Genomic DNA, 22308 nt, shown 5'->3' on the forward strand with positions numbered 1-22308 from the left:
TCCATCCCGACAAAATTCAAACAAAACCATAAAACCCATAAAAACTTATGAAACACCAAGCCCAAAATCCCACCGACAAACGCGGCTTCTCCCTCCTCCACATCCTGCCGCTCATGCTCGGCATCTCCTGCCACGCGCCGCGCGCCGTCGCTGCCGATATCACAGTTCCGGACGGTGGAGCACTTCCGGCGCTCAGTGCGCTTGACCCCTCCGGCCCAAACACCATCACGCTGTCCGGCAGCGTGGCGCTGGTCTCGGAGTGGTCGCCAAACAACATCCCGTTTTCCATCATTGCAGGAGGCTCCGGCCCGAGCACCATCGCCGGCACGGGCTCCGCCAATGCCCTTATGATCAGCCTGCAAAACAGCGGGACCTGGCGGTTTGATAATATCATCCTCACCGGTGGCACAGCCTCCACTCTCTCCGGCGCCGCCCTCCATTACTCCGGCAACGACGGCGGCACGATGTATATTGACGGCGATATCCAGTTCAGAAACAATTACGGGCGCTTTGGCGGTGCCTTCGGCAGCGAGGGGCCCGGCGCCCCTTCAAACATGTCGATCGTGTTCGGCGGCAATTTAATTTTTGAAGACAACTCGGCGTATCGCAGTGGCGCCGTTTATTATGCGGACGCCGGCACGATCACCTTCAAGGGCACGACGCAGTTTATAAACAATACCAGCGCCAACGGTCAAGCCGGCGCTGTCACGGCGTCGAATACTAACAGCAAGATCATTTTTGAGGCCCCGGTTGTTTTTTCTAAAAACTATTCCAGCCACCACGGCGGCGGGCTTTACATTTTGGGTGACGCTGTGTTCATGGATTCCGCCACCTTTACGATGAACACCAGCGCCACCATGGGTGGCGCCATATATATGCAAACTCTCAATAAAAGCATGTATATGGAAAAGAACGTCATTGCGATCAGCAACACCGCCGGCCTCCGCAACACTGGCTCCGTTGTCGCCACCAATGGCGCTGGCGGCGCCTTTGCCTTGCAGGGCGACTGGTATATTGGCGGCAGCAGCACCTTTTCCAACAACACCGCCCACGGCACCGGCGGCGCGATTTACTGGGCTGACAACAGCGCGGCAGTGACGCGCTCCGGCACGCTCAACGCCACAGCGGGCGACATCACCTTCAAGGGCAACATGGCCATGGCCGCCACCACCAGCACTCCCAATGCCATTCATATTAACAGCGCCCTCGCCGCCGGCACCGAGCGCCGACTTTATCTCAACACCGGCTCCGGCGCCAATGCACACACTATTTCATTCTACGATCCAATCACCGCGCTTGCGAACGCCACCGTGCGAATTATCCAGGATGGTGACGGGACCCTCCTTTTCGACACCCGCAACACCGCCCTCGTCGCAGACACCCTCATCAACTCCGGCACGTTCCGTCTGACGCGAGGAGCCACCTACGGCGGCAACACCACCTCCGGCACCATTACGTTAAAATCGCCTGCCACGATTTCCGGAAACGGCGTGTTGCTCGCCAACCGCATCGCGATTGATCCCGGATCCACGCTTGAAGTTCTCGGCGGTGGCACGCTCACGCTTTCCCATGGCTCCCCGCTCGTCGGCGCCACCGGCCTCACGCTGCTCGGCTCCGGCACCATCGACGCGGGCGGCGCGCTCTCCGCGGCGGTCATCTCCGTCGGCACGCTCGTCTCCGCCAATCCGGAAATGCCCGACGCCACCGTCAATTCCACGCAGAAGCTTGCCTTTGCCGCAAGCACTCCCGTCACCCTCGCAAACGGCGGCGTCATCCACATCGATCTCTTCGGCTCCGGCAGCAGCGACTTGCTCAACGCAAACACGCTCACCATCGCCGGCTCCGGCACCATCAACTTCAACAGCACCATCACCGGCACCTACAAAATCATCACCACGACAAACGACATCTCCTCGGCCGGCCTCGTCAGCACCATCAACGGCAACGCCGTCCCCAACCGCTACAGCGCCAACTTGGACTACAAACTCGCCGGCACCGAGACTTGGCTGGAGCTGGCCGTCATCAACTTCGGGCAAACATGGACCGGCGCCGCCGGCTCCATCTGGAAAAACTCCGAGACCACCGACGCCAACTGGACTGACGCCGGCGCCACCGAGTTGTTCTTCTTCGACGGCGACCGCGTCACCTTTGGCGACACTGGTGCGGGCACCGTGACAATCGACGCCGCCGGCGTCACCGTTGCCGACATGACCGTGAACGTCACTGCCGACTACGCCTTCGCGGGCGCTGGCGGCATCACCGCCGACACCGTCAGCTCCAGCGGACTCAGCACCCCGGCGACCGGCAAACTTGTCAAGACCGGCGCGGGCACGCTCACCTTTGCCAACACCGGCGGCAACACCTTCTCCGGCGGCATCGAAATCGATGCCGGCGCTATCGCGTTTACTCGCGCCGACCAGCTTGGCGACGGCGGAAACGGCATCACATTTTCCAATTCCAGCACCCTGCGCGCCGGGACGGGCACGATCAGCCTCGGCAACAATCTCATCATCCAGAACGGCGCCGCCACCGCGGTCGTCGATGTCGTCACCGGCGGCACACTCACGCATACCGGCCTCATCCAGGCCACAGCAGGCATGTTTGTAAAATCGAACGGCGGCGTGTTCATCCACGCCGCCGACAGCTCCACCAGCTTTGCCGCAAGCGCGCGCGTTGACGGCGGCTCATTCCTGCTCGCCTCGGGCGCGAAGCTCGGAGGCAGCGTGCTCGTTTCCAGCGGAGGAATCTTTGGCGGTTCCGGCTCCGCAAGCAGCATCACGACCCTCACGGGCGGCATCCTGCAAGTCGGCATGCCCGGCACCGCTGGCACGCTCCACGCTGGCACACTCGACCTCGCCGCGGGCACCACGCTCGACTTCACGCTCCTCGTCGGCAACCAAAGCTCCGCGCTCCAAACCGCCGCCACGCCCACGCTCGCAGCGGGCAGCATCACCAGCAACTACACCATCAACATCAGCGACTGGGTCGCCGGCTCCTACACGCTCGGCAACATCGGCGCGTTGGACACCGCGACTTTCACGCTCAAGGGCAGCCTCCTCAACCCCCGTCAATCCTACACCGCCAGCGATGCGGCCGGCGTGCTTCAAATCACAATACAGCCCACGGCCAGCGCCGTCCTCGTGTGGGGCGGCAGTAACGCCGCCGGCGTTGACAACGGCCGCTGGAACAGCAGCGCCGAAAACTGGAGCGCGGCCGGCATACCCTTCGCCGACTACGACGCGACCATATTCAACGACACCGTCTTCGATTCCGTCTATCGCAACGTGGAAATCATGAACGACATGGTTGTCTCCGACATGACCGTGACCGGCACCGGCGATTACCGCTTCACGGGCGCGGGCGCCATCACTGGCAACGCCTCGGGCGCGGTGGGCATTGGTGGCAATGAAAAACTCACCAAGACCGGCGCCGGCACACTCACCTTTGCCAACACCGGCGGCAACCTCTTCACCGGCGGCATCGACATCGGCGGCATTGGCACGGAAGGCGGCCTCATCGCGTTCGACCGTGCCGATCAGCTCGCCGTTGGCGCAGCCGCCGCAATCACCTTCCAGTCCGCCGGCACGCTTCGCGCCCTCGCCGACATCCCTGCCGCGGGCGCGCTCGCCTCGGCCATTGTGGTTGACAACGGCGTGAACGCCACATTCGACACGGGCGTTTTCGAAGTCGCCTACTCCGGCTCGCTCTCCGTCGCGGGCGCCGGCGCCACCCTCACCAAGACCGGCATCGGCGCGCTGCGCATCACCGGCACAAGCGATTCCGCAAACCTCGCGCTCAATGTCACGCAAGGCTCCCTGCTGCTCGACGGCGGCTCGCTGGGCACGGCTGTCAATCTCCGCTCCGGCGCGCTCCTGGCCGGCTCGGGCGCGGCCGCCGCCGTCAGCGTTGACGCCGGCGCCACGCTCAGTGTGGGCGACGGCGCGCTGCACATCGCGGCCCTCCAACTTGCCGACAGCTCCACGCTTGCCGGGCGCGGCACGCTCTCCGGCGCGGCCGCAATCAGCGGCAACGTCACTGCTCTCATTGCCGGTTCAAACGAGCTCACACTGTCCGCCGCGACCAGCGGCGCGGGCACGCTCATCAAAACCGGCTCGGGCACGCTGGTGTATTCCAACGCCTCCGCGCTCGGCCACGCCGCCACCAGCATCGACGCCGGCGTGGTTATGCTGCGCAGCTTCACCAGCTTCCCCGCCTCGTCAGGTTTGCACACCTTTGTCCTCAACGGCGGCTGGCTCGACCTCTCCGAAGGCGGCATCTATGATCCAACCGGCGCCACCGCCAACGACTGGAGCGGCCTCAATCTCATTGGCGACAGCGGCCGCGTAATCGGAACCAACGACTGCATCACCCTGCGCGCGGGCAGCGTCGGCTTCGACATCGGTTCGTCCACAAAGCAGGGCCTCTTCGTTGTCGTCGATACCGGCCCTGGCGGCGTCGCCAAGATGACCGGCGTCAACAACTACGCCGGCTACACGCTGCTCAAAAGCGGCGCGCTGCAAGTCACCGCTGACAACCAGCTCGGCCTTATCGACAACGCGCTTTACCGCGAGGTCGTGTTTGACGGCGGCAAACTTGCCATCGAGAGCGACGGATTCACGAGCGGCCGCGCCATCGAGCTGCGCGCCGGCGGAGGAACAATCAGTGTGCCGCTGGCCGCCACCGCCACATGGAGCGGCGTGATTTCCGGTCCTGGCACCTTCGCGAAGGATGGCGCCGGCACGCTCGTGCTCAAGGGCGAGCCCACCCACTCAGGCGGCATCGTCATCACAGCGGGCACCTTGCAGGGTAACACCACCAGTCTGCGAGGTAACATCACCAACCACGGCCATCTTGTCTTTGATCAGTCTTTCAACGACGATTTTGCCGGCTCGATCGCCGGCACCGGCGTCGTGACCAAGATCGGCGAGGGCTGGCTGCTGCTCTCGGGCGCGCTTTCCACCGCCACCCTCAACCTCGACGCAGGCACGCTCGTGGTGCCCGGCGGCAAGACTCTCGGCACGACTCAATTCAACAACAACGCCATTCTACGCATCGGCAAGGCCGGCGGCAACGCCACCCATGGAACCGTCACCATCGCCGGCAACTACACAGGCTCCGACGGGAAGCTCTTCCTCGGCCTCGACCTTTCCGGCACCACCATGGTATACGACCGGCTTCACGTCGCCGGAAACGCCGCTGGCAACACCACCGTTGACTTCGGGAGCCTCATCATCCCCGACTCCCTGTCCGACGGAATCCTGCCCAACGACATCATCTCGTGGGACGGCACCGCCTCACGCGGCACCTTCACACAATCCGACAACAGCGTCATCGAGTTTGGCGGATTAAAATACACATGGGAAATCAACGACAATGGCAGCGCTGGCCGCTGGCTTGCCGACCCAATCGCAACCGCGCCCGCGATGCTCGGTGCCGATGCCGCCGCCCTGCTCGTCAACAAGGCCGCCATCGCCTCACTGAGCCAGCGTATGCAATTCGAGCGCTTCGGCAATCGCGGCCACTTGCTCGAATTGTGGGCCAACGGCATGCACCGTCACGACAAAATCACCGACACCGCCTACGACGGCATGAAAGCCAATACACAGGGCGTGCAAGTCGGCGCCGACTGGGCCGCCACCAAGGATGGCAATAACTTCATGGCGATTGGCGCCTTCTACGACTATGCGAAGTCGGACCTGCACCTGTCCGGGAAAGCCGCGGACTTGCTCGCCGAGTCAAACGGCGGGGGCATTTATTACACGGAAAGAAAAGGCCACTGGTTCACGAATCTCATCCTGCGCTACTCCAATGGCGATTATTATGTCTCCGTGCCCGGCAGACCCTCATTCAAGACAAAAGGCCAAAGCTACGGCTTCTCGGCGGAAGCGGGCCGCACCTTCGTGACCGCATTGGGCGACCCTGTCGAAGGCCATGATGCCAGGGCGGACAAGGGCCGCGTTGTCAAGCTGCGCAAAAGCCTGATGTTCCAGCCCCAACTCCAGCTCACGGGCCAGCGCATCGAGACGGACGACACCACCGATCCCTACGGCCGCCATTATCGCATCTACAACACCGACTCCATCGAGGCGCGCGCCGGCGCCCTTCTCTCGCAAGACTTCCAATTCACCGGCCGCCAGCAACAAAGCCTCTCCCTCTACGCGCGCACCAGCCTCGCGTATGATTTCGACGGCAAGAGCGAACTCCACGTTGCCGACAGCACTTACAAAAACGACATCGGCGGCGGCTCCGTCATGCTCAACGCCGGCGTCTCCGTGCGCTTCACCCGCTGGATCTCCGCCGGCCTTGACGCAGCCTGTTATTACGGGCGTCAGGCCGAGGGCTACAGCATCAACCTCGGTGTCACCTGCATGTGGTAAAACACTCCTCACTATTAAAACGCACTCCACATAATGAAAGGAAACACACTTCTCGCCCTGTTGCTCGTCGCAACAATGCCGCTCCTGCCGGCCTCCCCTCTCCCCTTGGGAGGGGAGGCGGTGACGCAAGCCAGCATGCCGATCATCTACCAAGCCGCCCTAAGCAACGCCCCGTGGAACTCGGCCACGATGACTCCGCTCTTCGATGAGCCGTTTGATTTCGGTGCCATCTCAACCGATGTCGTCCTGGAGTCGGAACTTTTCTTCAGCGACCAAAAATACGAGTACGAACGCAACTTCGCAAAGAAGCAAAAAATCCCCGCTTACCTCGACGGGCGCGAATTCTTCCTGCTCCCCTCCGACCGCCGGCACGCCTTCGAGTGCGCCAAGGCCGGCGACATCATCGGCATCGCGTTTTCCTCCGACACCAGCGCCCTCGAATCCCTCAAGGAACAAGGCTTCAAGGAAAAGGATACCCTGCGCCTTGCGAGACAGCCCGACAAATTCCCCGACCGCACCCTGATCGTCCATACGCGCTCCATTGCGCCGGGCGAAAAAATCACCATGCCCGCGCGCACCCTCCTCGCTGGCGTCGCCACCCCCTGTCGCGTGACCGGCGAGACGCTATACAACAACATCGTCCTCCCGAGACAATGGCCGCCCCATCGCAACATCCACTCGGATGGGCCTCCGGAAATTCCCTACCTGAAAAAACGCCCGAACGTGGTGCCCATCGACATCGGGCGCCAGTTGTTTGTCGACGATTTCCTCATCGAAAAAACATCCCTCGCCCGCGAATTCCACAAACCCGAAAAATACAAGGGCAACCCCGTGCTCAAACCCGAGACCGGGCTTGAGAAAAAATCCGTCTATGCCGACTGCCCCGTTGCCGCCCCCCTCGGTGGCTCCATTTGGTGGAATCACGACAAGCAGCTTTTCGAAATCTGGTATGAAGCCGGCCACCTCACCAACCTCGCCTACGCCACGAGCAAGGACGGCCTTAACTGGGAGCGCCCCTCGCTCGATGTGTTTCCCGGCACCAACAAAATCCTCGACCGCGCCCCCGACTCATGGAGCGTCGTCTATGATTTCTTGGAAACCAATCCCCTGGAAAAATACAAACTCTTCATGCGCCCCGCAAACCTCGACGGACGCCGCGGACGCGTCTACACTTCGCCCGACGGCATCCACTGGAAAGACCACGGCTGGGGCGGACACACCGGCGATCGCCCCACGTTTTTCCACAACCCTTTCCGCAAAAAATGGGTTTTCTCCCTGCGCTGGGAACTCAACAACTGGGGCATCGGACGCTCCCGCGGCTACGTCGAGGCCGACACCTTTGTCCAAGGCGCCAAGTGGACCCCTTCCACGCCCGTCTTTTGGGCGCGCGCCGACAAACTCGACAAACACTTCGATGACGGCATCCCCGAGAACGACGATTTTACCATCCAGCTCTACAACATCGACACCTGCGCCTATGAAAGCATCCTCGTCTCGTTCTTTCAGCTCTTCTACGGCCCCGAGAATAGATACTGGGCCGCGCGCGGCCTGCCCAAGCTCACCGCGCTCAATTTCGCTTACAGCCGCGACGGTTTTCACTGGGACCGCCCCGACCGCTCGCTCGCCATCAAACCCACGCAAAAATACGGCGACTGGGACTGCGGCTACGTCCAAAGCGTCGGCAACCTCATGGCCGTGCGCGGTGACAAACTGCTCATCTACTACACCGCATTTGCGGGCGACCCCTCCCGCAAATGGGATCCGAAGGCTCCCGGCGGCATCATGGGATCCGGCATGCACGTCAACGGCGCGATGGGCGTCGCCATTTTGCGCCGCGATGGCTTTGCGTCGATGAACGCGCAAGGCGGGGGAACGCTCACCACGCGCCCGGTTATGTTTTCCGGAAAACATCTTTTCGTGAACGTGGATGCGCCCAAGGGCGAGCTGCTGGCGCAAGTCGTCGGACTCGACGGCAAGCCGGTCGCCCCCTTCACGTTTGAAAATTGCGAGGGACTGCGCGGCGACACGACGATTGGCCAGATGACGTGGAAAGGCGGCGGCGACCTCTCCCCGCTTGCGGGCAAGCCCGTGCGCTTCGAGTTTAAACTAAGGCAGGGCAAGCTCTACGCATTCTGGGTGAGCCGCGACGAAAGCGGACGCAGCGACGGATACGTCGCGGGCGGCGGCCCTGGGTTCATCTCCAATATCGACACACGCGGCAAGGATGCCTACGCGCCGAACGCCGGGTTCGTCAAACAACTCAACCAATAATACCATTTGCGAAATATTTTTAGACTTATCATGGCAGGGCGAAGCCTCCGTGCATGGAGTCAAGACATCGTTAACAGATGTATCAGAACATTGTTTATACCTTTGGAGGTGGAAGTTGAGAGGAAGCATCCCTTCCGCATCACCGTCCATCGACCAATTAACCTCGGGCATGCGCCTGAAAACCAACTGAAAATTTCCCAAAATCATTTTCGCCATGAATTCAAACTCCCCCGTCCGCAGTTCCCTTCCGGCCACGCCGGCAAAACGCGGTTTTTTCCGCTGGAGCATCTGCGCGATGCTGTTTTTCGCGCTTACCATCAATTATCTCGACCGCTTTGTGCTCGGCATCCTCTCGCCCGAGTTGATAAAGAAGTTCGGCTGGACGCCCGCTGACTACACCGACATTGTCTTCTGCTTCGAGATCGCCTACGCTATCGGCTTGGCGAGCTTTGGGCGGCTGCTCGACTGGCTCGGCACGCGGCGCGGTTTTGTGCTGTCCATTGTCACCTGGAGCCTCGCCGCCGCCGGCCACGCCCTGATGAGCACCATCGCCGGCTTCGGCTTCATGCGCTTCCTGCTCGGCCTCGGCGAGTCCGGCGTGTTCCCCGCCGCCGTGAAAACCACCGCCGAGTGGTTCCCCCGCAAGGAGCGCGCCCTGGTCGCGGGCATTTTTAACTCCGGCAGCAACGTCGGCGCCATCACCGCGCCCCTGCTCGTTCCGTGGCTGTTTGTCCAGTTCGGCTGGCAGTGCGCGTTTCTGGTCACGGGCGCCGCCGGCTTCGTCTGGCTCGCCGTCTGGCTGCTGCTGTATCAAACACCCGCGAAATCAAAACGCCTCTCGCCGGACGAGCGCGCTTATATTGAAAGCGACCCGCCGGAGCCGGTCTCCAAAAAAATCCCGTGGCTGGTGCTGTTGCGACTGAAACAAACGTGGGCGTTCATCGTGGCGAAATTCATGACCGACGCCGCCTGGCGCTGGTATTTCTACCTGCTCCCGCTGTTTTTCAACCAGAAGTTCAACCTCTCCATCACCGAGTTCGGGCTGCATTTTGTCATTATATACGTGACCGCCGACCTCGGCAGCATCGGCGGCGGTTATATTTCCACCTTCCTGCTGGGGCGCGGCTGGTCGGTGAATGCGTCACGCAAAACCGCGCTGCTCGCCTGCTCGCTGTGCACCGTGCCGGTGGCGTTCGCGGGCGTGGTCGCCAACGAGTGGGTGGCTGTCGGCCTCGTCGCGCTCGCCGCGGCGGCGCACCAAGGATTTTCCTCCAATATATTCACGACGGTTTCGGACATGTTTCCCAAGAGCGCGGTCGCCTCGGTGGTCGGACTCGGCGGCACCGCCGGAGCCTTCGGCGCGATGACGTTGCTTTGGGTGACGAAGTGGCTCTTCCAGAACGTTGCCGCCGGCGCGGACAACAACTCCGTCTATCGCACGCTCTTCATCATCGCCGGCTCCTGCTACCTCGTGTCGCTGGCGCTGTTTCACATCCTTGCACCCAGGCTCAAGCCCGTGTCCCCCGGCGAGGTGGGATAGCAACCACGTCCCTTTGCCCTTCGCGCATCCCTTCATCCCGCAATCTGCATTCCCATGAATCTTGCTCATCTCCGTCAAACAACACCGGCGCGCGTCCTCGTCCGCGCATGGTTTTTCGTCGTGTTGCCCATGCTTTCTCTGTCCGCGGCCACGCCGCCGTCGCTCATGATTTCGCTCAACGACCAGGCGAGCGCCTACGTCAACGGCGACATGATCGTCCGCCCGCAGGCTCGTCCAGGCAGCATCTCGCTCCTCGACATCGCCAGCACACCCGTGAAGGCGTGGCACATTGACGGCGTTCAATGCAGCGTCATCGGTCCGCCCTCCGAACTTGCCATCAGCCCGGACGGACGCGACATCCTCGTCTCCGCCGCGATGCAAGTGGGCGTTGACAAAACCAAATTCGTCCCCGGCACAAAAATCACCCGCCTGCGTTTCGACGGCGAGACGATCCGTCGCGCCGGCGAAATCGAGGTGGGCGCCCAGCCCTCCGGCATTCGCATTTCCCGCGATGGCAAACACGCCTGGGTCGCGTTGCGCGCCGAGGGCAAAATTGCCCTCCTCTCGCTGCGCCCTGACGGCATGTCCGTTGACAGGACATGGGTCTTCGCCACGCCGGCGGACTCCATTGCCGACATCGCCCTTTCGCCCGACGAGCGCACCGCCTTCGCCACCTTGCACGAGAGCAAAACCGTCCTCGTTTTCGACGCCGACACCGGCGGCAACTTGTCCCTTAAACAGCGCGTCGCCACGCCGGTGCATCCCTATCACATTGTATTTTTCCCGGACGGGAACCGCGCGCTTGTCGGCTGCACCACCGGTGCCGACGTGATGTGCCTCTTCGAGAAAACCGACGGCGGCTGGAGCGTTCGCGAGCAAGTGCCGACGGGACGCATTCCCGAGGGCGTGTTCATCTCGCCCGACGGACGCTGGGCGGCGGCGACCTGTTTTGACGGACAGAACCTGCCCCCGAATCCGCAGAACATTTGGTACAACCGCCCCGCGCGGCTTTACATTTACGCGGTGCAGGCAGACGGCGGCTTGCGGCAGACGCAGGCCTTGAAGATTGACGGCGTGCCGCAGGGCGCGGCGTTTTCGGCGGACTCACGTCGGCTTGTCGCGACGCAGTTTGGCCCGGGAAATCTGGCGGCGTTTGAGCTGAAGGGCGGCGCGTGGGCTCCGACAGGCGATTTCATCGAGCTGCCCGGACAGCCCGCCGCGCTGATCGCAACCGGCAATTAAGGGGTGCTCTTGAAAACTCATTTATTATCCAGCCGGTGATTTTTATAAATCTTCATTTACCAAAATATAAAATTTTATTATCTCATGAAGAAACGAAACTTTCATATTCGATGTGACATGGAGGGCGTCGCCGGCATCGTCGGCATGCCGCAGGTGACACCCGGCGTGCCGGAATACGCGCAGGGCCGCGAATGGTTCATGCAGGAGCTGCTCGCCCTTGTCGAGGGCCTGCTGGAGGGCGGTGCCGGCGACGTCTCCATCTTCGACGAGCACTGGTTCGGGCGCAATATCGACATCGCCCGCCTGCCGTGCGGCGTCCGCGCCTTCTGCGGCAAGCCGCCCTACCGCGCCGACTGGGCAGGCGGCCTCGACGCCGCCTGCGACGGCCTCATTTTGCAAGGCTTCCACTCCATGGAGGGCGCGGGCCACCTGCTCAGCCACACCTACGAGCCCGATTTCAAGGCGATTTATATAAACGGAAAACTCGTCGGCGAAATAGGCATGGAGACGGCCGTCGCCGGCGATTTCGGCGTGCCGCTCGTCATGATTGCCGCCGACTCCGCCGGCTGCGACGAGGCCCGCGCGCTCGTGCCCGGCGTGGTCGCCGTGGAAACCAAAATCTCCCGCGCCTCCTTCGGCGGCGAGTGCTTCGCGCTGGATGACGTCCTCGGGCGGCTCCGCGCCGCCGCCGTCGCGCTTGTCAGGCAGCCGCCCGCCGTCGCGCCGTGGAAAACCGGCCCGGTCGGGCTGGTCTGTGTGTTCAAGCCCGGCGCCTATCTCGACGAGCTTCGGCGGCAGGTCGGCGGCCTGTTCATATCCGATGACTCCATCCGCATCGACGCGTCCTCCGCGACCGCCGCATGGGCCGAATACTGGCAGCTCAAACTCAGGGTGCAGGCAAAAATATAACCCAAAAATATTTAAATTTATGTTCAACGGTTCCGAATTGCGCCTGCGCAAGGCGCTTGATGAGAAAACTCCAATTATAGGTTCCTGGATACAGACCTCGTCTCCGACCTGTGCCGAAATACTGGCCAACGCCGGCTTCTCTTGGCTCGGCATAGACGCCGAGCACACCTCGGTCGGCATTCAGGGCATCGAGGCCATCGCGCGGGCCATCCACGGTCGTGACACCGCCCTGCTGGTGCGCGTGAGCCGGGCCGACACCATTGAAATCCGCCAGTGCCTTGATGTGGGGGCGGCGGGGGTGATCGTCCCCATGGTGGAGACCGCCGCGCAGGCCCGCATGGCCGTGGCGGCGGCCAAATACCCGCCGGACGGCGTGCGCGGCTACTGCTTCGGACGCATGAACGATTGGGGATCGAATTTCGACGAGTATGCCGCGGCCGCCAACAACAGCGTGGTCGTCATCGCAATGATCGAGACCAAGGCCGGGGTGGAAAACATAGACGAAATCCTCGCCGTGCCTGAATTGGACGGCATTTTCATCGGTCCTTATGACATGAGCGGCTCCTACGGCGTGCCCGGCCAGACCCAGCACCCCCATTTGAAAAAAGCCTACCAGTCGCTGGTCGATGCCTGCCGCCACCACGGGAAGGTCGCCGGACAGCACATCGTCAATTCCACGCCGGAAAAACTGAGCGAGGCCGTGGCGCTCGGCTATACATTCATCTGTCTGGATGCCGATATCATTTTGATCAACCAGTCGGCCCGGACCGCCATGGAAACCGCAAGAAAATCGTTTGATATAAAATGAAAGAAGAACTCAAAAATTACGCCCGCATCGGGGTTGTCTATCACATGCTGTATTCGCGCTGCATGTCCGATCCCGACTATCATGTCGCCACGCTGGAGACGTTCCTCAAGCGCGATGACATCGAAACCTTCGATTTCTGCCTGCCCTACGGCAGGGAACGGCAGTTGATGCTGATCCCTCCGATACGAAGAAGCGGAAAGACGAACATCGTCTATGCCACGCATCTCGTGCCGCTGCGCAAGCTCTCCTTCGCCTCCGACTCCTATTTCGAGCAGGAGCAGCTCCGCATGATCATCGCCGACATGGTGGAGCAGGCCGGCACGTGCGGCTGCTCCGGCTTCATCTTCGCGTCCGGCGGCCCCGCCTACGCCAAGGGCACGCGGGCCAACCACGACGCGTTTTATGATTTCTGCTGCTGGCTGTGCGAGGCGCTCGCAAAGTATAAAATGGACGCGCTGCTGGAGCCGTTCGATTATGATTTCGACAAATCGTATTTATACGGCCCGCTTGACAAAAACCTGGAGCTTGTCGATCGCGTCGCGCGCAATTTTCCGAACATCGGCATCGAGCTGGATATCGCGCACCTGCCGCTGATGCGCGAGGATCTCGCCGACTCCATACGCCGCTCCGCGAGATGGCTCAAGCGCGTGCATCTCGGCAACTGCGTGATGAAAAACACCGCCGACCCGTTTTACGGCGACCGGCATCCGCCCATCGGCTATCCAGGAGGCGAGATTGACGTGCCGCAGTTGGAGATCGCATTGAAGGAACTGCTCAAATGCGGTTTCCTTTCCAAGGAAAAACGCGGTGACGTGGTGTTGGAACTGAACCCTTTCCCCGGAAAATCCGAGGATAAGTCCGTGGCCGACAACCTCGCCCGTGTCGAGCAGGCGTGGCGTCGCGTAACGGATGGGAAAAAATGAATCACTGAATTCACCACGGAGCACGGAGTAGTGAAAGAGTATTTTATTCCCATGGGTCTAATACTCCGAAGCTTGCTTCGGCTTGGATTGGAGAGAGAGTAGGGAATGAAGAGTAGTTACATACATAAGAGGCACAATGTATCCGTGTTGATGTATCATTTGGTGTGTCCGGCGAAGTATAGGAGGGTGGCGATGAGCAAGAGAGTAGACGAAGTGCTAAGAGAGACATGCCTTGAGATAAAGAAGCGTTGGGAGGTGAGATTTTTGGAGATAGGGCTGAATGGGGATCATGCGCATTTTCTGATGCAGTCGGTGCCGACGCATAGCCCAAGTCAGATAGTGAGGACAGTGAAGAGTCTGATAGCACGAGAGGTGCTTGAGGTGAAGAAAATGCTTTGGAGTGGAGAGTTTTTGGGGAAGGGATATTTTCATCAACACGGTTGGGTAGCATGGAGGCGAGGAAGTGATAGCGGCTTATGTCGCGAATCAAGGTCACGGAAGCTATGAACAGTTGCATAAGGGGCAGATGAATTTGGCTTTGTTTTAAATACCTCGGGGCCTGCCCCGGAGCTTTTTATTCTCTTCGGGTGCAATACCCCGAAGAAATGAAAATATAACATGAACGACGTTGCGGAAGCCGCGGCGTAAAATTCTCCCATTCGAAAAAATCTACCTGATACATTTCAGCCCTCATGCCACAAATCCACCCGCAGGCCCTGCACCACGCAGGGCCTGTTTTGTTTTTCAAGGTGAAATTACGATGCGCGGCGCAATCGCAACCCATCATGAAAACAACATCCAAAAACACCACGAAAGAGAATGCCCAGCCCGTCGCCAAAAATAAAAACGCCGGCCATGAAACCGATGCCTTTTTCGCCGAGCCGGTTGACCCGGTGCGCGAGGGTCGCGAGCAAGGACTTGAGGTCATCCGCCACCTGCTCATCTGGATGGCGGACGCGCCGACACTGGAAAAACGCGGACTGCGCGCGACCCTCGCGCTGCACTGCATCCGACCCGACCTCATCCACGGCGCGACGCTCGAACAAATCGGCGATCATGCCGGTTACACCCGGCAGTCAATACACAAACTCGCGCGCGACTTCCGCGACAGCATGGGGCTCGTCCAATGAACACCAGCAGCGACATCCAAAACGCCGCCGCGCAAATCAACCGCCTGCACCGCGAGGTGCGGCGGCTTTGCGCCGAGTCCCGAGAAAAACTCGACGGCGCGCTCGCGGCGGCGTGGCACGCGGGCAGACTGCTCGCCGAACAAAAACAAACCCTGCGTCGCAACGCCGGGCGCGGTTCGTGGCTGGTCTGGCTGGATGCATCATTCGCGGGCGGACGCAGCACGGCTTATCGCTACATGCGGCTCGCGCTGGAGACTCCCGCCCCGGAAACGCTCCACGGCCTCAGTCTGCGGCAGGCCTATTTCCGCCTCGGCATCGCCACGGAACCGAAAACTGCCGCGCAGCAAATCCACCCCGTGCAGGCGCTGCCCGAGTCCGTGGTCCTCGCCCAGAAACTTCTCCGACTGCTTCGCCGCAGACAAAAACTGTCCGAGGGATGCTTGGGCGATCTTGCCACGCTTTATCGGCAGTTGCGCGCGATTTTTGAGCATTCCCCCGTGGCGCAAGACCGATGAAAAAATGCGGCTTTTGTCCCGAAAAATGCGGTTTTTTCTCAAGCCCGAACCGGTGGCGCCTCGATAAGCTGCCGGATGCGCACCGTTTGATCCCTGCGCGTTCGCATGGCCGCCCGCCGAAACCATTGTATCGAAACCCGGCGCTCCCCTGAAGGTTTTGAATACACGCAGGTGGAGGGACGGGATGTCACCATTCAATATGGCACGCACGACATTGGCGTGTGGCGGAGGCACCGGCACGATGATTATCAAATTTTAATCCTGCCGGACTACGGATGCGAAGCGGAATTATTCTGGTGGGTCGCAGGCGGCGGGCAAAACTGCCAGCGGGTTCGAGGGCCGCATATTTGCACGATAGGAAAACGCATTGCCCACGAACTGCATTGGACAAGCAAAGCCCCGCTCGTATCCCTGCTTGTTTCCGGTGATTTTGTCCGGCGCAACGGCAAGCGCGAGGCAATGATCGGCGTCAGCATTGGATCGGAGTGGGAATATTCCTGTAAAAATATCAAAATTCACCAACTTGCCGGATATTTAAGGGAACTGTGCCATGACACCGGGATGCCATCCCCCGACTATGTTCATGGCCTGGGTTTGCTTCAGGCCGCCTGCATAGTAAAGGCGCGCAACCAGCCGACCGGCCTCAAAAGGCCGGACGGCTTGAATGCCGCGTTGATGGGGAAAATAATTGAATACATCGAAACGCACCTCCAGGAGGATCTCGGTGTAAAAACGCTTGCCCGCATCGCGAGTCTGGGCGAGGACCAGTTCACGCGGCGTTTCAAGCGGACGACCGGAAAAACGCCACATCAATTTGTATTGAATTTTAAGCTGCAACGGGCGCAACAGCTCATGGCGAAAGGGGGCATGTATTTGTGCGACATCGCTGCGGCGACGGGTTTCGCCGACCAGAGCCATTTGAGGCACTGCCTTCGCCGGATTTGCGGGAGAAATGCAAGAAATCCGGTTTTGTCCTAAAAAAAGCCGGGAATATTCAAGTCAGGATATGGAAAACCGGGCACACTCGCGCCCACGCTTTGCCCGGTTTTCCTCTCGCACGGGGCGATGGGAAACCAGGCGGAGCGGAAAAACCCGATCATGAAAAAACTCTCCATCTTCCCGCTCCTCGCGTTCGCGAGCCTTGTATCGCCACCGGCACGTGCCGCGCAACTCACCGCGCCGCTCATCCTCGCGCAAGTGCCCTCGCAAGTGAAGACCGGTTTCCAATACGGCCTCGGCCTGCTCTTCATGATCGGCTTCATCTGGGGCGTGATAAACATCTGGGGCGGAGCCGACCGCCTTAAGAAGGGCGACGCCGACGGAAAAATGGGCATCGTCTCCGGCATCATCATTGCCGGGGCCGCCGCAATCATGGCCGCGATGTTTTATATATTCGGCATGAGCGACGGCGCGCTCACGCCGCAATTCTGAAATTACGATTTACGAATTGCCCCCATGGACACCGGACTGCGCATCACCGACACGAACAGCGCGAACGACAGCAAAGGCCGCGCGCTCGGCTTCGAGGGCAACGATTTTTTATATGTTATCGTCGGCATCGTCGCGGCCATCGGCATTTTTCTCCTTCTCTACGGCATGTTCCACGCGGGCCTCGCGGCGGCGGGCGGCATCGCGATCCCGGTCTTCGTGATTCCCACCGCGTGGGTCATGCTGTTTCGCCGGGGAAAACCAGACGGCTACGCCGAGGATTTTTTCGATCATTTCTTGAATCGCGAGGGTTTTTGTTTTTCGCCCGACAACCAGAACCCGCGCGGCGCGCCCGCCGCGTGCAAACGGAGGCCCGATCATGCTGCTCAATAGCTCAGCGCCCAACGGCTACTTTGCCGGTGACCTGAATCTCTACGGCACGCTCGAAAAAGGCGTCGCCAGCAAGGGTTTTATTTTGCAGCCGCCCGACCTTCGCGGCGGCACGACCGCCCAACTCAACGCCTACCAGGACAAAATTCGCGCCCTTCTCTCATTATTCGGCGACGGTTTGCGGGCGCAATTCCAGTGGACATGCAACTGCGATTACCGGCAGGAGCTGACCCAATACCACCGCGCGACCGAAACCCTCGCCACGCATCCGCACATCCGCCGCGTGCGCACGGAGCGCTTCGAGCGTTATTGGGAAAAGATGCACCGCCGCGAACTTCGCCGCGAGCAGTTGATATTGTTCATCTCCACGCCGCTCGCCGGCTACGCGCCCCTCGCCGCGACGCGCGGTAGCCTCGCCGATGACTACGCAAAACTTCTCGCGCAACTGCGCACGCGCTTCGACGAGATTACAAACTCGCTGCGCGCGCTCTTTGGCGGCGACACGACCGTCTCGCCCATGGACGACCTCGCGCACTTCACTTACTTTTCAAAGTTTCTCAGCCCGGCGCTGGCGGACGGTTTTGATATAAACTTTTCCGAACGCTTCAATCCGCAGCAAACCATTCAGGAAAACTGTTGGTGCAGCGACGGTGTGAACATCGGCACCGGGTTTTATATGGATGGACGCCACCACGCCCTCTTCACCTTCAAACGCTGGCCCTCGCGCACCTACCCCGGCATCATATTGCGGCTCACCACGCTGCCGTTTCTCGACTACCAAATCACCGTCAACCTCGACCCGCTTCCGACCAAAACCGAGGTCGATAAGGAAGAAAAGGCCATTGAGCGGCTTCGCGGCGAATACAAGGACTCCGAGCGCCACTCGCTGCTCGTCGCCATCGGCAAAAAAGAGCGCAAGGTCGAATCGCTTTCATCCGGTTTCATTCGCCCGTTCAACGTCACCTACATCCTTCGTGTCTGGGATGAAACCGTGCCCGGACTGTCCGCCAAGTGCGCCGCGATTCGCAACGCCATTACCAACCTCAACGGCGCGCAATACAACGAATGCGCCCTGCCCAGCACCGCCAAAAAACTCTTCTTCGCCTCGTGGCCCGGCTGGACAAATTCGCCCTACCGTCATCGCAGCCTCTATGCCGAGGATACGTATTTGGTCGACTTGCTGCCGTTTTCCGCGACGTTCACAGGATTGCTCGACGGAGCCGAGGCCATCTACGACGGTGCGCAGCAGGGCAACCTTGTCGGACTTCGCACGTTTATCGGCAACCCGCCCACGCCGCAGCACGCCGTGCTGCTCGGCGCGACCGGCGCGGGCAAGTCCGTCCACATGTGCGACCTGTTGGAACAGACCGCCGCGTATTACCATTACACGGTCATCATAGAGGAAGGGTTGTCGTATGGAAAATTCACGGAAGCGATGGGCGAGCGACCCATTATCCTGCACCCTGACGGCGACCTCACGATAAACTACCTCGACACGCGAGAACTCCCGCTCAACCAGTTGCAAATCGCCACCGCCGTTGCGCTCGTTTCCCGAATGATCGGCGAAGCCTCCGACGAGGAAACGCAGCAAATCCGGCAGGCGATGTTGGGGCAATATATCAACCAGCTTTACGCCGACGCCTTCGAGGACTGGTCGAAAAAGCATCGCGACCTCCTGCCGGAAATCCAGCGCATGGCGTGCGCCGCGCACCGCTGGAAGCGGACTAAAATGCCGCACGGCACGACGGACATGGAAGCCTACGCCGAACTGCGCGACCGCATCGCGACCAACGACAACGAGACGCTGGAGTTTATCACGAAAATTCCCGAGGCCGACATCACCGCGTTTTTGCAGGACGCCCAAACCGAGCGCGCGGTCATGGCGACGGCGCACGCGTATTACGAGCCGGGCGATTATCCGCAGCACGCAAGCCTTGTCGAATTGATGCAATTCTCGCGCTTCCCGGAGCACAAGAAGGAAACCGTCGATCACCTCGCCACGCTCCTCGCGTCGTGGTGCGCGCACGGCCAATACGGAAAACTTTTCGACGGCGTGACGAATATTTCCCTCACCGGGCAGATCGCGCATTTTGAACTCGGCTATATTCCCGAGCAGGCTGTTGAACTCAAAACCGCCGCAGGTTTGCTAATCAGCGGATTTTCAAGACAGCATATAATTTCACTGCCGCGCCATCTGCGCAAACGCATCCTCTACGAGGAACTGGCGCGCTTCCTCGACGTGCCCGGCGGCGAGAAGGTGGTGGCGGAAGCCTATGCGCAGTTGAGAAAGTTCTCATGCTGGACGGCCTCCATCGTGCAGCAATACAGCCGCTTCAAATCCTCGCGCATCCGTCCCGTCGTCATCGGCAACAGCAAGCAGTTTTTCCTCATGCGTCAGTTTGACCGCACGGACATCGAGGACATCGCGCACGATATAGCCCTCCCCGAGTCCGTCTGCGCCGCCATCCAGAATTATCCCATGCCCGAGCAGCAGCCCGAGGGAAAGAAGTTTTCCAGCATTTGCTTCTTTACGCCCGTCACCGACCCGCCGCTTTGCGGCACGGTGAGAAACATTCAAGCACCCAAGAAACAGTCATGAAAACCATCGCCTTGTTATTGTCCGTTTCCACAGCGCTGCTTTCCGGCTGCGCCAGCCTTCGCCAGCCCGCCACGGACATTGTTCTCACCGGCGCGGGCGGGGCCATCGGTTATCAAGCCTCCGGCAAAAGCATCAAGGGCGCGGCCATCGGCGCGGGGGCCGGTTATCTCGTCTCGAAAATCGCCAACAACGAAATCACCGCCGCCATCGCCGACGCCGAGAGGCATGGCTACGACCGCGCCATGAACCAGGCCGTGAAGCAGCAATACTGGATTATCCAAAACCAGCAGCGCACTGAAAACACGGACACGGCATCCGAACCACGATATGTAAACGTCCGCCTTCCCGAAGCCGTCACACCGGACGGCGTCATATTAAAACCCGCAACCATCACCCTCCGCACCGAATAAATTATTATGAGAAAGAATACTCTCATGCTCCCCGTCCTCGCCGCCTGCATCGGCGGTGTTGCTTTCGCCTCCGGCATTCCCGTCGTCGATGTTGCCAACCTCGCCAACAACCAGATTTCGCACATCGCCACCATTGCCAAATGGGTCGATAGCATCGCGCAGCTCAAGGCGCAGATTACCCAGCTCAAAGAGCAGGCCGGCATTCAGGGAAAAATCCGCGACTGGACGGGCAATCCCGCCGACGCCGCGAAAATATTGTCCCTGGGCATTCTCGCCGAGGATGACCTTTTGCGCGACTACGGTCTGTCCCGCGACGACATTGCCCGCGTCGTGCAGAGTCTGGATACGCTCTCGCGCACGGACGGCAGCACCTACCGCTCCGTCTATGTTCCCGACCTCGACGGCGGCACGGTCCAATACGACCCGCTCACCTACCGCCGCCACGCCCTGCTCGACGCCCGCGCCGACAACACGCGCACTGTCGCCGACCAGACCCGCGAGCGCGAACGCGAACTTTTGGAGGAAATCGCCCTCACGCTTTCCGAATTGCGCACCGGCGCGACCGACGCGCAGGTGCAAAAACTCACGGCAAAGTTGATCGTCCTCAACGGGCAGCTTTCCCAGATCGAGACCACGCGCCGTCGTCAGATGGACGAGGTGATTCTGCAAAAAATCGCCAACGACAACCGGCGTGAAATGGAACAACACGCCGCCGCCGAGCTTGCCGCGAAGGACGATTTTTTGGCCAACCAGCGCGTGACCGCCTTCATGCGTTCCATCAATCCGCGCCAAAACGCCCGCTGATTTCTTCATGAATCTGGTGCTGCCCATTCTGGAAAACAAAATCACCGCGATGGTGACGGCGTTCCGCTTCGTCGTCTTCGCGATGCTTGTCGCGGGGCTCATCGCGCGCATGAGCCGGCATCACTACAACAACAGCGAACTGGTGCGCCCGCTCGCGCGCGCCATCACCATCGTCGCCCTCGTCTCCTCGATGAACTGGTGGTTCCCGCTCATGGAAAACACCATGCTTGCAGCGGCATCCTACATTGATCCGCACTACAACGACAACCCCGCCCGCGCATCAGAGGAGTTGCGCGCCGGCACCGCTCAAAACCCAGATAAGGAATGGTCATGGCGCAAGCTCAACGAATCCATCTACCACGCAATGACCGACGCCGTCTCATGGGTGTTTATCCAAATCGGCGCGCTGATTTCCGCGCCCATGATTATCCTGCAATATATACTGCGCTGGATTCTCTACATGCTCATGCCGTTTGCGCTCGCGTGCTTCATGATTCCCGGTGGCTCGCAGATCGGCATCCGCTTCTTTCAGCAAACCCTCGCCGTGCTCGCATGGCCGGTCGGCTTCGCCATCACCAATCTTGTCACCATCGCCATCTGGCAGGATTTCCGAGCGGCGGTGGGGGCAAATCCCGTGTCCGCCGAAATGGCCCTCTACTCGCCGTTCCTAACCAACATCGGCGGCATCCTCGCGGCGCTCACGCTGTTGATCGGGACGATTTCCACGCCGGTCATCTGCCAGAAAATTTTCGCGCAGGGTTACGCCTTCACCGGCGAGACCGGCAATCCCGGCGCACTCGGTCACAAGGCAACCGGCGAACTCCAGCGCGCTGACTCGCTTCGCAAAATGCTGTCCGAAGGCTCCACCGGGACGGGCGGGCGCGGCAGCGCCATGCCGCCTCCATTATCCGCACCGGCGACACCCGGATTATAAAAAACTGAAAACAAGATGAACCCGTCAA

The 22308-nt window shown here is 60.5% G+C and carries 16 protein-coding genes and 1 pseudogene; all 17 read left to right on the forward strand.

Annotated elements, in window-relative coordinates:
• Nucleotides 1–47 precede the first annotated feature (47 nt).
• The 17 genes and pseudogenes from OH491_RS10300 (at nucleotide 48) to OH491_RS10380 (ending at nucleotide 22280) form a co-directional block, all read left to right on the forward strand.
• Entirely contained in the window at nucleotides 48–6377 is a 6330-nt protein-coding gene (locus OH491_RS10300) for an autotransporter-associated beta strand repeat-containing protein (protein ID WP_068771485.1), read from the forward strand.
• 33 nt (nucleotides 6378–6410) lie between these two features.
• Nucleotides 6411–8648 (forward strand): glycosyl hydrolase family 32, encoded by a 2238-nt coding sequence (locus OH491_RS10305; RefSeq protein WP_145928939.1) that lies wholly within the window; start codon nucleotides 6411–6413, stop codon nucleotides 8646–8648.
• Between the two features lie 214 nt (nucleotides 8649–8862).
• On the forward strand, nucleotides 8863–10188 hold the full coding sequence (locus tag OH491_RS10310; protein WP_068771484.1) for an MFS transporter: 1326 nt from the start codon (nucleotides 8863–8865) through the stop codon (nucleotides 10186–10188).
• A gap of 54 nt (nucleotides 10189–10242) precedes the next feature.
• Nucleotides 10243–11430, forward strand: a complete 1188-nt coding sequence (locus tag OH491_RS10315) for a lactonase family protein (RefSeq protein ID WP_068771483.1) — start codon at nucleotides 10243–10245, stop codon at nucleotides 11428–11430.
• An 84-nt stretch (nucleotides 11431–11514) separates the two neighbouring features.
• Nucleotides 11515–12339 (forward strand): M55 family metallopeptidase, encoded by an 825-nt coding sequence (locus OH491_RS10320; protein ID WP_084442386.1) that lies wholly within the window; start codon nucleotides 11515–11517, stop codon nucleotides 12337–12339.
• Nucleotides 12340–12358: 19 nt separating this feature from the next.
• The gene (locus tag OH491_RS10325) at nucleotides 12359–13147 is read left to right on the forward strand and encodes an HpcH/HpaI aldolase family protein (RefSeq protein ID WP_068771481.1); all 789 of its coding nucleotides are present in this window, start codon (nucleotides 12359–12361) and stop codon (nucleotides 13145–13147) included.
• Nucleotides 13144–14070 carry a sugar phosphate isomerase/epimerase family protein gene (locus OH491_RS10330; RefSeq protein ID WP_068771480.1) on the forward strand — a complete coding sequence of 309 codons (927 nt, stop codon included), beginning with the start codon at nucleotides 13144–13146 and terminating at the stop codon, nucleotides 14068–14070. The genes OH491_RS10325 and OH491_RS10330 overlap by 4 nt, the downstream gene beginning before the upstream one ends.
• Nucleotides 14071–14175: 105 nt before the next feature.
• A pseudogene (tnpA, locus tag OH491_RS10335) lies at nucleotides 14176–14617 on the forward strand (IS200/IS605 family transposase).
• A 238-nt stretch (nucleotides 14618–14855) separates the two neighbouring features.
• Nucleotides 14856–15200 (forward strand): hypothetical protein, encoded by a 345-nt coding sequence (locus tag OH491_RS10340; RefSeq protein WP_145928937.1) that lies wholly within the window; start codon nucleotides 14856–14858, stop codon nucleotides 15198–15200.
• On the forward strand, nucleotides 15197–15715 hold the full coding sequence (locus OH491_RS10345; protein WP_068771478.1) for a hypothetical protein: 519 nt from the start codon (nucleotides 15197–15199) through the stop codon (nucleotides 15713–15715). Before OH491_RS10340 ends, OH491_RS10345 begins: the two co-directional genes overlap by 4 nt.
• 105 nt (nucleotides 15716–15820) lie before the next feature.
• Nucleotides 15821–16693 carry a helix-turn-helix domain-containing protein gene (locus OH491_RS10350; protein WP_084442384.1) on the forward strand — a complete coding sequence of 291 codons (873 nt, stop codon included), beginning with the start codon at nucleotides 15821–15823 and terminating at the stop codon, nucleotides 16691–16693.
• A gap of 120 nt (nucleotides 16694–16813) precedes the next feature.
• Nucleotides 16814–17146: a hypothetical protein gene (locus OH491_RS10355; protein ID WP_068771476.1), complete on the forward strand. Its 333-nt coding sequence runs from the start codon at nucleotides 16814–16816 to the stop codon at nucleotides 17144–17146.
• A 24-nt stretch (nucleotides 17147–17170) separates the two neighbouring features.
• On the forward strand, nucleotides 17171–17536 hold the full coding sequence (locus OH491_RS10360; protein WP_068771475.1) for a PrgI family protein: 366 nt from the start codon (nucleotides 17171–17173) through the stop codon (nucleotides 17534–17536).
• A complete protein-coding gene (locus tag OH491_RS10365; protein WP_068771474.1) occupies nucleotides 17523–20132 on the forward strand; it encodes a VirB4 family type IV secretion system protein in 2610 nt (869 codons plus the stop codon). The genes OH491_RS10360 and OH491_RS10365 overlap by 14 nt, the downstream gene beginning before the upstream one ends.
• Nucleotides 20129–20542 (forward strand): hypothetical protein, encoded by a 414-nt coding sequence (locus OH491_RS10370; protein ID WP_068771473.1) that lies wholly within the window; start codon nucleotides 20129–20131, stop codon nucleotides 20540–20542. Before OH491_RS10365 ends, OH491_RS10370 begins: the two co-directional genes overlap by 4 nt.
• Before the next feature lie 6 nt (nucleotides 20543–20548).
• Entirely contained in the window at nucleotides 20549–21346 is a 798-nt protein-coding gene (locus tag OH491_RS10375; RefSeq protein ID WP_145928936.1) for a hypothetical protein, read from the forward strand.
• Nucleotides 21347–21353: 7 nt separating this feature from the next.
• Complete coding sequence (locus tag OH491_RS10380; RefSeq protein WP_068771471.1) at nucleotides 21354–22280, forward strand: hypothetical protein; 927 nt, start codon at nucleotides 21354–21356, stop codon at nucleotides 22278–22280.
• Nucleotides 22281–22308: the final 28 nt, after the last annotated feature.

Origin of the sequence: Termitidicoccus mucosus, assembly GCF_038725785.1 — a bacterium.
Classification (GTDB): Bacteria; Verrucomicrobiota; Verrucomicrobiia; order Opitutales; family Opitutaceae; genus Termitidicoccus; species Termitidicoccus mucosus.